At 70.7% G+C, this 12,565-nt stretch carries 13 protein-coding genes, 1 tRNA gene and 1 riboswitch; of the genes, 7 read left to right on the forward strand and 7 right to left on the reverse strand.

All coding sequences use genetic code 11. The features are described 5' to 3' along the window. The first annotated feature begins 107 nt into the window (after nucleotides 1-107). From ACIBU0_RS05020 to ACIBU0_RS05030, 3 genes are all read left to right on the forward strand, one after another. Nucleotides 108-181: transfer RNA gene (locus ACIBU0_RS05020), tRNA-Met, on the forward strand. A gap of 298 nt (nucleotides 182-479) precedes the next feature. Then, a riboswitch (cyclic di-AMP (ydaO/yuaA leader) is annotated at nucleotides 480-637 on the forward strand. An 11-nt stretch (nucleotides 638-648) separates the two neighbouring features. Then, entirely contained in the window at nucleotides 649-1,674 is a 1,026-nt protein-coding gene (locus ACIBU0_RS05025) for a M23 family metallopeptidase (protein WP_398811846.1), read from the forward strand. 163 nt (nucleotides 1,675-1,837) lie between these two features. Next, a complete protein-coding gene (locus ACIBU0_RS05030) occupies nucleotides 1,838-2,782 on the forward strand; it encodes an aldo/keto reductase (protein WP_398811849.1) in 945 nt (314 codons plus the stop codon). A gap of 12 nt (nucleotides 2,783-2,794) precedes the next feature. Here the strand turns inward: ACIBU0_RS05030 and ACIBU0_RS05035 are convergent, their stop codons facing one another. From ACIBU0_RS05035 to ACIBU0_RS05045, 3 genes are all read right to left on the reverse strand, one after another. Beyond that, entirely contained in the window at nucleotides 2,795-4,168 is a 1,374-nt protein-coding gene (locus ACIBU0_RS05035) for a PrsW family intramembrane metalloprotease (protein ID WP_398811852.1), read from the reverse strand. A 92-nt stretch (nucleotides 4,169-4,260) separates the two neighbouring features. Beyond that, a complete protein-coding gene (gene trmB, locus ACIBU0_RS05040; protein WP_398811854.1) occupies nucleotides 4,261-5,115 on the reverse strand; it encodes a tRNA (guanosine(46)-N7)-methyltransferase TrmB in 855 nt (284 codons plus the stop codon). A gap of 60 nt (nucleotides 5,116-5,175) precedes the next feature. Next, nucleotides 5,176-6,309 (reverse strand): dihydrofolate reductase family protein, encoded by a 1,134-nt coding sequence (locus tag ACIBU0_RS05045; RefSeq protein ID WP_398811857.1) that lies wholly within the window; start codon nucleotides 6,307-6,309, stop codon nucleotides 5,176-5,178. A 73-nt stretch (nucleotides 6,310-6,382) separates the two neighbouring features. Between ACIBU0_RS05045 and ACIBU0_RS05050 the strand changes: the two genes are divergently transcribed. Both ACIBU0_RS05050 and ribA read left to right on the forward strand, forming a co-directional pair. Continuing rightward, complete coding sequence (locus ACIBU0_RS05050; protein WP_398811860.1) at nucleotides 6,383-6,898, forward strand: MarR family winged helix-turn-helix transcriptional regulator; 516 nt, start codon at nucleotides 6,383-6,385, stop codon at nucleotides 6,896-6,898. Nucleotides 6,899-7,073: 175 nt separating this feature from the next. Beyond that, the gene (gene ribA / locus ACIBU0_RS05055) at nucleotides 7,074-7,718 is read left to right on the forward strand and encodes a GTP cyclohydrolase II (RefSeq protein ID WP_398811863.1); all 645 of its coding nucleotides are present in this window, start codon (nucleotides 7,074-7,076) and stop codon (nucleotides 7,716-7,718) included. A 112-nt stretch (nucleotides 7,719-7,830) separates the two neighbouring features. Here ribA and ACIBU0_RS05060 read toward each other — a convergent pair whose 3' ends face one another. Continuing rightward, on the reverse strand, nucleotides 7,831-8,619 hold the full coding sequence (locus ACIBU0_RS05060; protein ID WP_398811866.1) for an MBL fold metallo-hydrolase: 789 nt from the start codon (nucleotides 8,617-8,619) through the stop codon (nucleotides 7,831-7,833). A 191-nt stretch (nucleotides 8,620-8,810) separates the two neighbouring features. Here ACIBU0_RS05060 and ACIBU0_RS05065 point away from each other — a divergent pair, with 191 nt between their 5' ends. Continuing rightward, a complete protein-coding gene (locus ACIBU0_RS05065; RefSeq protein ID WP_398813933.1) occupies nucleotides 8,811-10,070 on the forward strand; it encodes an SLC13 family permease in 1,260 nt (419 codons plus the stop codon). A gap of 4 nt (nucleotides 10,071-10,074) precedes the next feature. After that, nucleotides 10,075-10,575: a universal stress protein gene (locus ACIBU0_RS05070; protein WP_398811868.1), complete on the forward strand. Its 501-nt coding sequence runs from the start codon at nucleotides 10,075-10,077 to the stop codon at nucleotides 10,573-10,575. 52 nt (nucleotides 10,576-10,627) lie between these two features. Here ACIBU0_RS05070 and ACIBU0_RS05075 read toward each other — a convergent pair whose 3' ends face one another. The 3 genes from ACIBU0_RS05075 to ACIBU0_RS05085 all read right to left on the reverse strand — a co-directional run bounded on the left by ACIBU0_RS05075 (nucleotide 10,628) and on the right by ACIBU0_RS05085 (nucleotide 12,540). After that, nucleotides 10,628-10,768, reverse strand: a complete 141-nt coding sequence (locus ACIBU0_RS05075) for a hypothetical protein (RefSeq protein WP_398811871.1) — start codon at nucleotides 10,766-10,768, stop codon at nucleotides 10,628-10,630. A 231-nt stretch (nucleotides 10,769-10,999) separates the two neighbouring features. Next, entirely contained in the window at nucleotides 11,000-11,287 is a 288-nt protein-coding gene (locus ACIBU0_RS05080; RefSeq protein ID WP_398811874.1) for a chorismate mutase, read from the reverse strand. Continuing rightward, on the reverse strand, nucleotides 11,284-12,540 hold the full coding sequence (locus ACIBU0_RS05085) for an ATP-grasp domain-containing protein (RefSeq protein WP_398811876.1): 1,257 nt from the start codon (nucleotides 12,538-12,540) through the stop codon (nucleotides 11,284-11,286). The genes ACIBU0_RS05080 and ACIBU0_RS05085 overlap by 4 nt, the downstream gene beginning before the upstream one ends. Nucleotides 12,541-12,565: the final 25 nt, after the last annotated feature.

Raw genomic sequence — 12,565 nt, forward strand, 5'->3', positions numbered from 1 at the left:
CCCGGGCCGGCGTCGAGGAGTGGAGTGCCCTGCAGTGCTGGTCAGAGGCCGGCCGGAGAAAGCCGTGTGCTTCTGGTCCTGCGGATGGCGTACTATGGAGTCACCGACGCGGGGTGGAGCAGCTCGGTAGCTCGCTGGGCTCATAACCCAGAGGTCGCAGGTTCAAATCCTGTCCCCGCTACTGAAGGCTCAGGGCCGGAACTGATCAGTTCAGTTCCGGCCCTGAGTGTTTTCCCCTCACCGCGGACCTTGTCACCAACGGTGATCGGGCGACCGCCCTCCGCATAACAACTGACATACCGTCAATACCTGTGCGCTCCCTGAGGCCCGGCCAACTCGCCCGATTTAGGCCGCTCATGACCCCTAAGTCCCGTCGAAAATAGTTAATGATCAAGCGGAACAGCTTGGAATCCGCACCTCGCGTCTATTAACGTTCGATAACGCAGCGCGGTCGTCCCAGCCGTCACAAGAGGCGGCTCCGTGCGCACGCGCCGAATCCCGCAAGGGAGCCGGGGAACCACCACCCTGGGGTGAATCGCGCGGATTCCGCCGTGAAGTCACGGACGGTATACGCGCGTAGGAGACCTTCCTGCTCCGAACCCGTCAGCTAACCCGGTAGGCGAGAAGGAAGGAAAGGAGTACGCCCACGTGGCGTCCAACAGGCCTGCTACGCAAGCCCCGTTCGTGCCGAGCCAGCGCAGCACCGACACCTTCGGCTACGACCGCTACCGCACCGACGAGGGCCCGTACGAGGAGTGGAACCCCACCGCGGAGTCCATTCGTCCGGTACGCGGCAGGCATCGCGTCGCCAAGCAGCGCGGCGGGGGACTCGCGCGCAGCTCCACGGTTCTCGGCGTCGGTGTCATAGCCGCCGTCGGCGCGGGCGGCATGGCCAGCGCGCAGAGCGGCAAGCCGCCGGTCGCCATCTCCATCCCCGACCTGCCCCTGATCTCCGACGACTCCTCCGCCCCCGAGGACACCGCGAGCGCGCTGAGCACCATGGGCGGCGAGGCGACCGAGGAGACCACCCAGGGCACGAGCGACGCCGGTGAGGCGCTGCGGGCCCGGATCATCGCCCAGGTCGAGCAGCAGCAGGACCAGATCGAGAACAAGGCCGCCGCCGAGGCGATCGCCGCCGCCGAGAAGGAGGCCTCCGCCGCGGCCGCCAAGGCGGAGAAGGAGGCGGAGGCCAAGGCCGCCGCCGCGAAGGCCGAGGCCGAGGAGGAGGCCCGCAAGAAGGCCGAGGCCGAGCGTCTCGCCGAGCTGGCCAAGCAGTACACGCTGCCGACCTCCTCGTACACCATCACCTCGACCTTCGGTCAGGCCGGCGCCTACTGGTCCTCCGGCTACCACACCGGCCTCGACTTCGCCGCCCCCACCGGCACGCTGATCAAGGCGATCCACTCCGGCACGGTCACCTTCGCCGGCTGGGACGGCTCGTACGGCTACAAGACGGAGATCACCCTCGACGACGGCACCGAGCTCTGGTTCGCGCACCAGTCGTCGATCAGCGTCAGCGTGGGCCAGAAGGTCAACACGGGCGACGTCATCGGCCGCGTCGGCGCCACCGGCAACGTGACCGGCGCCCACCTCCACCTCGAGGTGCACCCCGACGGGAACGCGAACGGCATCGACCCGATGGCGTGGCTGCAGAGCAAGGGCCTCACGCCCTGAGGTTCTCCCGCTTCTGACACCCCGGCCCTGATCCACCGGCGGTCCTGACGCCTACCCCCCACGTCAGGGCTGCCGGTTTCCGGATCGCCGGGGTCCGCTTGTTTACGGGAAATTTGCGGGCGTGCCGGAAGACCGGCCTCCGTCAAGGGCGTTGATGCCGAGCATGACTTCTCTTCGCAAGCTCGGCTCCTCCGACCTCGAGGTCTCCCCGCTCGCCCTCGGCGGCAACGTCTTCGGCTGGACCGCCGACGAGGCCCAGTCCTTCGCCGTCCTCGACGCCTACACGGCGGCGGGCGGCAACTTCATCGACACGGCCGACTCGTACTCGGCGTGGGCCGAGGGCAACGTGGGCGGCGAGTCCGAGACGATCATCGGCAAGTGGGTGCGGGCACGCGGCAACCGGGACGACGTCCTCATCGCCACGAAGGTCAGCCAGCACCCAGACTTCCAGGGCCTGACCGCGGCCAACATCAAGGCCGCCGCCGACGCCTCCCTGCGCCGCCTCGGCACCGACCGCATCGACCTCTACTACACCCACTTCGACAAGCCTGAAGTCCCGGTCGAGGAGATCATCGGCGCCCTGGACGAGCTGGTGAAGGCGGGCAAGGTACGGCACATCGCCGCCTCCAACATCTCCCCCGAGCGGCTGCGGGCGTCCCTGGACATCTCCGACCGTGAGGGCCTCGCCCGGTACGTGGCCCTGCAGCCCCACTACAACCTGGTCTCCCGCGACACCTACGAGGGCGAACTCCAGGACCTCGCCGAGCGGGAAGGCCTCGCGGCGGTCCCGTACTACGCCCTGGCGTCCGGCTTCCTCACGGGCAAGTACCGCGCCGGTACGACGGTGGGGAGCCCGCGCGCCCAGGGCGCCGGCAGGTACCTGGAGACGGAGCGGGGGCGCAACGTGCTCGCCGCCCTCGACGAGATCGCCCAGACCCACGAGGTGCCGGTGGCCACGGTGGCCCTGGCGTGGCTGGCGTCGCGGCCGACGGTCGCGGCCCCGATCGCCTCGGCCCGGACCGTCGAGCAGCTGCCCGCGCTGCTGGGCGTCGGAGAGCTGACGCTGACGGAGGGGGAGCTGGAGAGGCTGACAGCGGCTTCCGCCTGACGTCCTGCGAGGTCACGTCCGATACGGGTTGTACACGGGATACGGCGCCGTCGGCCCGTACAGGGGCCCCTGTCCGTGCATGGGCCCCTGTCCGTACATGGGCCCGTGCCCGTACATCGGCCCGTGCCCCGGCCCGTACGGCTGCCACTGAACCGGCGCCGGATATCCATACGCCGGCCAGGCCTGCGCGGCATTCAGCGCCGGGCGTGCGAACGCCCGGCGCCCCCACAGCTCGTGCAGCAACTCCCGTTCCCGTACGGCGAAGTCGGCGCCGGCCCGCCCACGGCGCCCCCGGTGCCGCAGGAACGCCAGCGACGTGGCGTACGCCTCGTACTGCGCCACCTCCCGGGCCGCCGCCCGCCCCCCGTGGCGCCGCGCGTACTGCCGGGCCACCCGCCGGGCCCGCATCGAGCCGAGCGCGAACGGTTCGCCCGGGGTCAGCCACCCGGCCGCGACGTAGGCGGGCAGTTCCTCGCGCACGGTCCTCAGCTCGCGCTGCCGGGTCCAGATCACCAGCCAGGTCAGCAGCCCGAACGCGGGCACCATGAAGGCCACGTACACGGCGAAGAAGCCGTACTCGCCGAGCGCCGACGAGCCGTTCCAGGTGGCGTGCATGCCCATGGCGAGCAGAAGCCCGGAGACCGGGAGGAGAACGCGGCGCAGATGCTGGCGCGGGCCCGACAGCGCGGCGATGCCGAAGCCGATGCCGGTGAGGACGGTGAAGAGGGGGTGCGCGAAGGGCGACATGATGACGCGGACGAAGAAGGTCGCCGCGGTGACGGAGGCGATGCCGCTGTCGCCGGAGAGCTGGTCGGTGCCGAAGGCGGTGCCGAGGTAGAGGATGTTCTCGGTGAAGGCGAAGCCGGTGGCGGTGACCCCGGCTATCACCACGCCGTCGACGATTCCGGTGAAGTCCTGTCTGCGGAAGAGAAAGACGAGCAGGACGGCGGCCGCCTTGGCCGTCTCCTCCACGATGGGCGCTATGACGGTCGCGCCGAGGGTGTCCGCGTGCGACGGATCGGCCGTCGCGGTCGCTATCCACCGGGTCGCGAAGCTGTTGGCGACGATCGCTATCAGCGCCGCCGCGCAGGCGCCCCAGGCGAAGGAGAAGAGCAGGTTGCGCCAGGGGCCCGGCTCGACCCGGTCCAGCCACCGGAAGGCGGCGACCAGCAACGGCACGGGCAGGACGGCGAGCCCGAGCCCGACCAGGAACCCTTCGGTGCCGGTCTGCTCACGCACCAGCGCGAGGATGACCAGCCCCGAGAGCGCGAGCAGGGTGCTGAGCGCGCCGTAACGCACCCACCGCTTCTGCCACCAGTGCGCGTGCCGCAGTGCGCCGCCGGCGGGACCGGTGGGGTGCGTCGGGTACGGGGGACAGGTGGCCACGGCATTGACCCTAACGAGACGGGGGCGCCGCCCGCAGCAGCGCGAGGGGTTCCGGCGCCCGTTGCTCTTGCAGGTGGTTCTTCCCGCTGTTCCTACCGCTGTACGCGGCGGAAGAGCAGGTCGTTCACGACATGACCCTTGTCCAGTCCCTGCCCCTCGAAACGGGTCAGCGGCCGGAACCGAGGACGCGGCGCGAACCCGCCGTCGGCCTGCGTGTTCTCGAAGTCGGGGTGGGCGGTCAGCACTTCGAGCATCTGTTCCGCGTACGGCTCCCAGTCGGTGGCGCAGTGCACCAGGGCGCCGGGTTTCAGCCGGGTCGCGGCGAGGCTGAGGAACTCGGGCTGGATGAGGCGCCGCTTGTGGTGCCGCTTCTTCGGCCAGGGGTCGGGGAAGTAGACGCGCAGCCCGTCGAGCGAGTCCGGGGTGAGCATCTCCCGCAGCAGGATGATGGCGTCGCCGTTGCCGACGCGGAGGTTGGTGAGCCCGTTCCGGTCGGCGAGGCCCAGCAGATTGCCCTGCCCGGGGGTGTGTACGTCCACGGCGAGGATGTTGGTGCCGGGGTCGGCGGCGGCCATCTGGGCCGTGGCCTCCCCCATCCCGAACCCGATCTCCAGAACGACCGGGCTCCCGTTCCCGAACAGCTCCCCGAGGTCGACGACGCGCTGCCCGTCGATGTCCAGCCCCCACTTGGGCCACAGCCGCTGCAACGCGTCCGCCTGCCCCGCGGTCACCCTGCTCCGGCGCGGCTGGAAACTGCGGATCCGCCGCTCGAAGTGCGACCCGGCAGGATCGGCCTTGGGCCCGTCCGGGAACCGGGGCTCGCCCTTGGCCCGGGTGTGCCGGACGGAGACACCTGGGACGTGATGCGGATGCTCGCCGGAGACGCCGGACTGCTCGGGGGTGCCGTGGGTGCCGGCGGCTTCGGGGGTGTTCAGGGAGTCAGACACAGTGGGATCGATTTTACGGGGGCGCGCGGCGCCGGGTTTCAGCCCGTCCGGCAGTTGCGCTCAGCCCGGCAGATGAGCGTTCGGAGCCTTCGCCCGCTCCTCGTACTCCGGCAGGACCAGGACGTCGACCCCCTCCCCCGCGAGCACCCCGCTCCCGTCGGCCCCCGCCACGAAGGTGTCCGGCTCCCGCCAGGCCGTCACCACCCGCCGCACCCCCGCCTCCAGGATCAACCGCGCACAGGGCACAGGCCGGGACGCCCGGCGCGTGCACGGCTCCAGGCTGCTGTACACCGTCGCGGTGGCCAGCCTCAGATCCCCCGGCGCGATCTTCGCCAGCGCCGCCTCCTCCGCATGCACCACCGGGTCGCCCCCTTCCCGGGAGTACCCCCGCGCCAGCTCGGTCCCGTCGGCGGCCACGACCACCGCTCCCACACTGAACGCCGTCGCCGACGGCGGACACTGCGCGGCGAGCTCGCACGCCAACGCCAGCCAGCGCCGGTCGGCCGCGGCAGGGAGAACGCCGGTACCCGGCGCCGTCGGCTCGTAGCGCATCAGCACGACGTCCTCGATCCGCCGCGCCTCCAGCAGACGCAGCCGTCCGCCCTGGTACCCGCCCGGCCCGAACAGGCGTGGCGCGTCCGGGTCCCCCACGAACAGCGGGGCCAGCACCAGCTGCAGCTCGTCCGCCAGCCCCTGCTGGAGCAGCTGCGTGTGGATCGTGCCGCCGCCCTCGACCATCAGCCGCTCGACGCCGCGCACCTCGCGCAGATGCTCCAGCAGGCCCCGCCACTGCAGCTCCGCGCCCAGGGCGACGACGTCCGCCGCGACCGGCGCCCGCCGCAGCCGCTCCGCGCCCTTCTCCGTCGTACAGACGATCTTCTCGCCGCCGGTGTGCCAGAAGTTCGCCGTCGGGTCCAGCTCGCCGGACGCGCTGACCGTGATCTTCAGCGGATACTCCGGCTTGCCCGCGGCCACCCGCGCCGCCCGCCGCTCGGCGGAGTTCACCAGCAGTCGCGGGTTGTCCGCCCGGATCGTGCCTGCGCCGATGAGGATCGCGTCCACGGACGCGCGTACCTCGTCGACCCGGTCGAAGTCGGCGGGGCTGGACAGGAGCAGTCGCTCGGGGGTGGTGTCGTCGAGGTAGCCGTCCAGGGAGACGGCGGCGGACAGCAGGACGTAGGGGTACGACGGCATCGGCGCGCTCTCCGGCTCGGCTTCTCGGCATCTCAGGCTTGGTTCAAGTTTGAAACAAACCTACACTGGTCGCATGACGACTCGCTGGCTCACTCCCGAAGAGCAGCGCGCCTGGCGCGCGTACATCGCCGCCGCCGCGCTCGTGGAGGACGCGCTGGACCGGCAGCTCCAGCAGGAAGCCGGCATGCCTCATCTGTATTACTCCATCCTCGCCACCCTGTCCGAGGCTCCGGAGCGCCGGCTGCGCATGACCGACCTCGCGGAAGGGCTGAAGATCACCCGCAGCAGGCTGACCTACGGCGTCTCGCGCCTGGAGAAGGACGGCCTGGTGCGGCGCGAGGACTGCCGCTGGGACAAGCGCGGCAGCATCGCGACCCTCACGGACGAGGGGATGCGGGTCCTGGAGCGCGCGGCTCCGGGCCATGTCGAGACCGTACGGTCGCTGCTCTTCGACCGGCTGACCCCGGAGCAGGTCGGGCAGCTGGAGGAGATCTTCACGGCGGTCGGTGAGGGGTTCCAGGGAGACAGCGCCCACGCCACGCCGGAGGACGTGCCCTGGCGGCGGCGCTCCGGCAAGTCCTGTTCGTGACGCGGCCCGTCCCTGACACGCCCCGTACGTGACGCATCCCGCTCGCGACACACCCCGTACGTGACGCGCGCGACAAACTTGTTGCTTCAAATTTAAAGCATGGGGTAGGGTCCTGGCCGAGGAGCTGCTTCAAATCTGAAGCAGCAAGCCCACGGACGGAACCCGGAGAACCCGCATGCCCGACTTCACCGCCGCCGCCACCCAGCGCGCCCGCGTCCGGGTCCCGCTGCGCTTCCACGACGGCTACCGTGCCGACGCCGAACTGGTCACCTTCCACGGACTCGCCGACGGCCAGGAGCACGTGGCCGTCGTCCTCGGCGACCCGGCCCCCGGCACCACCCCCCTGGTCCGCCTGCACTCCGAGTGCCTGACCGGCGATGTCTTCGGCTCGGCCCGCTGCGACTGCGGCCCCCAGCTGCGCGAGGCCGTCGAGCGCATCGCCGAGCGCGGCGGCGTGCTGCTGTACCTGCGCCAGGAGGGCCGCGGCATCGGTCTCTACAACAAGCTCGACGCGTACGCCCTCCAGGACCAGGGCCTCGACACCTACGCCGCGAACGCGGCCCTCGGCCTCCCCGAGGATGCCCGCGACTACACGGCGGCCGCCCAGATGCTCACCGCCCTCGGTATCGGCGAGCTGGACCTGCTCTCCAACAACCCCGACAAGGCGGACCAGTTGCGCGCCCTCGGCATCGAGGTCCGCGACCGCGTCCCCACCGGCGTCTTCGCCACCCCGGACAACGTCCGCTACCTGCGCGCGAAGGTGCTCCAGACCCAGCACACGCTGCCGCTGGGGGATCTGGCCGGGCTCAACGTGGGCTGAGCAACAGCCCTGCGAACGACGGCCGCACGAACGACGGCAACAGGAAGGGGCGGGCGCCCGGCACCGGACGCCCGCCCCGGGCCGACCGCGCCGCGCCCCTCCTGACCCGCGGTCAGCCGAGCTGAAGCCGGTCGGCCAGACCCGCCGCGGTGAACGCGGCCACCAGTTCCTCCCGCCCCTCGGTGAAGTGGGCCCAGCTGTCGAAGTGGACGGGAACGACCCACCGGGCCCCGAGGATCCGGGCGGCCTCCACGGCCCGGGCACTGTCGAGGGTGAGCAGCTGACGGTCGAGGACGGCGGTGCGCGCGGCACCCGCGAAGAGGACGGCGGTGTGGACCGGCCCGAACCGCTCGGCGATCTGCTCGACCGGTCCGAGCTGGGCGTTGTCACCGCTGACGTACACCGTGGGCAGCCCCTCGCCGGTCAGCACGAAGCCGACGACCTGGCCGACGACGGCTTCGAGTTCCTCGCGCTCCCCCGGGCCGTGCAGCGCGGGCACGCCGGTCACCGTGATCACCCCTCCGCCGGGCCGGTCCACCTCCACGGACTCCCAGTCCGCCAGCCCTCGCGCGGTGCCGCCCAGCCGCCCCGCGCCACCGGGCGTGGTGAGGGTGAGCGGTACGTCGGCCAGCAGCGCGCGGCCGGAGACGTCGAGGTTGTCGGGGTGCTCGTCGTGCGAGAGGAGAACCACGTCGACGTGACCGGCTTCGGCCGGCGAGGCGGAGGCGGCTGCGGTCTTGGTCAGCGCGCGGCCGCCGCCGATGGGGTAGTCGCCGGGGGCGTCGAAGGTGGGGTCGGTGAGGAGTCGCAGGCCGCCGTACTCGATGAGGGCGGTGGGGCCGCCGAAGACGCGGACGGGGATCTGTGCGGTGGTGGGGGTGGTGATGCGGGTGGCGGCCATCGGCGGACCTCACGGTTGAGTAGGTGTTTATCCGTGAGGCAAAGCTAACCGTGTCTCACGGATGGGCGCAACCAGAAACGTGAGATGCTGACTTTTCCCGGTGGAGATACCGTTCGCCGTGATGCGCCGGCGGCTCTCCCGCCGCCGCACGGAAAGGCGGCCCGTCCGCCGCCGCTCGGAAAGGAACGACCCTGAACACCCCGCTCGCGGAGGCGCTGTCCGCAGCTCTGCTCGTCCTGGTGCTGGCGTGCGCCGTCGTCCGGCCCTTCGGCCTGCCGGAGGCGGTGGTCGCCGTTCCGGCCGCCGCGCTCCTGGTCGGCGTCGGGGCCGTCTCCCTGGACGACGCGCGGGCCGAGGCCGCACAACTCGGCCCGGTGATCGGATTCCTGGCAGCCGTACTGGTCCTCGCCCAACTCTGCGACGACGAAGGGCTGTTCCAGGCGTGCGGGGCGTGGATGGCGCGTACGGCGGCCGGCCGGCCACGCAGACTGCTCGTCCAGGTGTTCCTGGCCGCCTCGGCGATCACGGCGGTGCTCAGCCTGGACGCCACGGTGGTGCTGCTCACCCCGGTGGTGTTCGCCACCGCCGCCCGGCTCGGCGCCCGCCCCAAACCGCACGTCTACGCCTGCACCCACCTGTCGAACACGGCCTCGCTGCTGCTGCCGGTGTCCAACCTGACCAACCTGCTGGCGTTCGCGGCCAGCGGGCTGAGCTTCGCCCGGTTCGCCGCGCTGATGACGCTGCCCTGGCTGGCCGCGATCGCCGTCGAGTACGTCGTCTTCCGCAGGTTCTTCGCCACGGACCTGGACGCGGGGGCGCAGGCCCCCTCGGTCACCGAGACGACCGAACTGCCCTTGTTCGCCCTGGTGACCGTGGCATGCACGCTGGCCGGGTTCCTGCTGACGTCCGCGCTCGGGATCGATCCGGCGTGGGCGGCCCTGGCGGGCGCGCTGACCCTCGCCACCCGGGCCCTCGTGCGACGCCGCACTACCCCGAAGGCGCTGCTCGGGGCGGCCTCGGTGCCGTTCCTCGCCTTCGTCCTGGCCCTGGGCATCGTGGTACGGGCCGTCGTCGACAACGGTCTCGACTCCGCGCTCGGCCAACTGATCCCCGGCGGCACCGGATTGCCCGCCCTGCTCGGCATCGCCGCTCTGGCCGCGGTCCTCGCCAACGTGATCAACAACCTGCCCGCGGTGCTGGTCCTGCTGCCGCTGACCGCCCCGTCCGGGCCGGGCGCCGTCCTCGCCGTGCTGCTCGGCGTGAACATCGGCCCCAACCTCACCTACGCCGGCTCCCTGGCCACCCTGCTGTGGCGGCGCATCGTGCACGCCCACGACGGCGAGGTGGAGCTGAGGGAGTTCACCCGTCTCGGTGTGTATGCCGTACCGGCAAGCCTGGGCGCCTCAGTACTGGCACTGTGGGCCTCACTGGCCGCGATCGGAGGAGGCTGACGCCATGGCCGTGGTCGTCTGGATCGTCGAGGGCACTTGGCCCGCGTGTGTGGACGCGGCCCGCGCCCACGCCCCGGAGGACGCCGACGTCGTCCTGCTGTACGTCACCCCGGCGGAAGTCCCGGGTGTCGCGCACGGCGCCTTCGCCGGGCTGCTCGGCCGCGGCCGTCCCGACCGCGATCCCGGCACACGCCTGGCCGACCTGGCCGCCGCCTCGGCCGGGGAACTCCTCCAGGCCGCCGCCGACCGCCTGGGCCGGCCCTGCACGCGGACCCGGCGCACCGGCCGCATCGAGCACGAGGTCGTCGCCGCGGCGGAGGGGGCCGACCTGCTCATCCTGGCCCGCGACGGCGACCGCACCCATCTCGGACCACGCAGCCTCGGCCCCGCCAGCCGCTTCGTCGTCGACCACGCTCCCTGCCCCGCCCTGCTGGTCTGGCCCGAACCGGCCCCCGGCCTGTCCACCATGCCGCCCCCGCCGCCGCATCCTCCGCACCACGGCTGAGGAAGACAGCGGGGTAGACGGCCCTACCGGTCAACTGGGAGTCGGGGACACCTCATTGCGCATCTGTGCGTGCGCGAAGGCAGCGCCACCCGAAGTAGAGCACCCCCAGCGCTCCTCCCACGGCAGCCCCGCCGCCACTTTCCTGTTTCCGGCAGTAATAGCCGAGCGCATCAAGCTTCTTGAGATCGCTCATGGCCTGGTACTTCTTGTAGGACAAAGCCCTGCCGCACCACTGCCGATACCCAGGACGGTGCAGATCTCATCAGCGCCGGCGCGGAGCTGCCCCGCCGTCGCCGCCTGCGCGCCGTGTTCGCGCGTGCATTCCGCAATTGCCGGTCAGGCAATTGCTTGATCATTACAGGCGGGGACGCTACCAGCGGGGCCATACGTACACAATGGCGAATTGCCCTGTGGGACACGTCTGCTACGTCCGCGACATCTTGAGCAGGAGCAGCCCGAGGTCGGTGCCGTGTGCGCCGAGTTCGTCCCGATAGCGCTGGAGCATGCTGTTCTCCCGGGAGAGCTCCACACGCGGTTGCCCGAGAGACTGGCGTACCCGATCGAGCCGCGCACATTCGGCATTCCGTTGACGAATGAGTCGGATGATCGCGTCGTCGAGTCGTGCGATGAGGTGCTGCTGCTCCTCAGGAGTCGGTGCTGCCGCCGCGCTCTCTGCTGAAGCTCGGGTCGCCGCCGCGCCGTTGTGGCTCATGCGAAGGGGTCCAGAATCTCGTCGACTTCGGCAAGCACGTCATTCATGTGAACCTCCGGGATGTCGGCGACGGCTTCCGTTCTGATCTCGATCGAGGAGCTGATCCCGTCGGCCTGCGCGAGGGCCTCGGAGGTACTGGCCGCGTGGACGAGGACGTATCCGCACCGGTCCTCCGACCAGTGCAGGGGGCGTACGAGATCACCTTCCTGAACCTTCACGTCGAGCTCGATCACAGCCTCGTGGGCGCGGGCCTTCTCGACACCGTCGACTGCGACGACCCGGCCGGGCTCAGCCGTGAGGAACCGGATGGCCGCGCCGCCCTTGGCCTCCGGCGACGGAACGGAGAAGCCCGTCGTGTCCAGCAGATGGAAAGGCAGCTCCTCCATGTCGATGCCTGTCGACAGTTCGACGAGCTTGGTGATGCGGTCACCGCCACACCGGGCGTGCGACTCCACCACCCGCGGACCGGCCGCCGTGAGGATGAGCTCGGTGTGCGCGGTGCCCTCCACCACTCCCACCGCGTCGAGGACGGCAGCGGTGAAGTCGGCGACAGTCCGCTGCTCCGCCAAGTCGAGCGGAGCCGGCACGACATGCCCCAGTTCGACCACGCCGCCACCGGTCTCCTTGCCCGTCACGGCCAGGACATGATGCTTGCCGCGGAAGGAGAACGTCTCGACGCTCACCTCCCGGCCCTGCAGGAGTTCCTCAACCATGAACGTGCCGATACCGAAGGAGGAGAGCCAGTCCCAGGCTTCGTCCACTTCGGCCACGGAGCCGATCTTGCGCACTCCCAGGCTGCCCGATCCCATGACGGGCTTGACGACCGCGCTCCCGTGCTCGGCAACGAAACGGTGGAGTGCATCGCGAGTCGTTCCCCGTACGACACCCACCGGCCCGATGCCTTTGGCGTTCAGCAATGTGCGCAGGGCGAGTTTGTCGTGGAGCGTGCGCATCACGGTGAGGCCGTTGCCCGGTAGTCCCAGTTCGTCGTTGAGGTGCCCGACGACCAACTGGCCTATCTCACTCTGGGTGAGGATGCGCTCGAAGGGGTGCAGAGCGTGCAGTGTGCGCGCGAGCCGGGTCACCAGCTCGATGTCCTGGTAGTCGATCAGATGGACCTGTACGCAGTGTGAGACCACCTCTGGGTTGAAGAGGGCGGGCTTCTGGAAGTTCACGACTTCCAGACCCAGGGCAGCGGCCTTGCCGAGCGTGCGGGCGTTTCCACCCAGGACGAGAACTCGTCGCGATGTCATGGCGGTTCACAGCCTTCTGGAATGG

This window comes from Streptomyces sp. NPDC049627 (genome assembly GCF_044465645.1).
GTDB lineage: Bacteria > Actinomycetota > Actinomycetes > Streptomycetales > Streptomycetaceae > Streptomyces.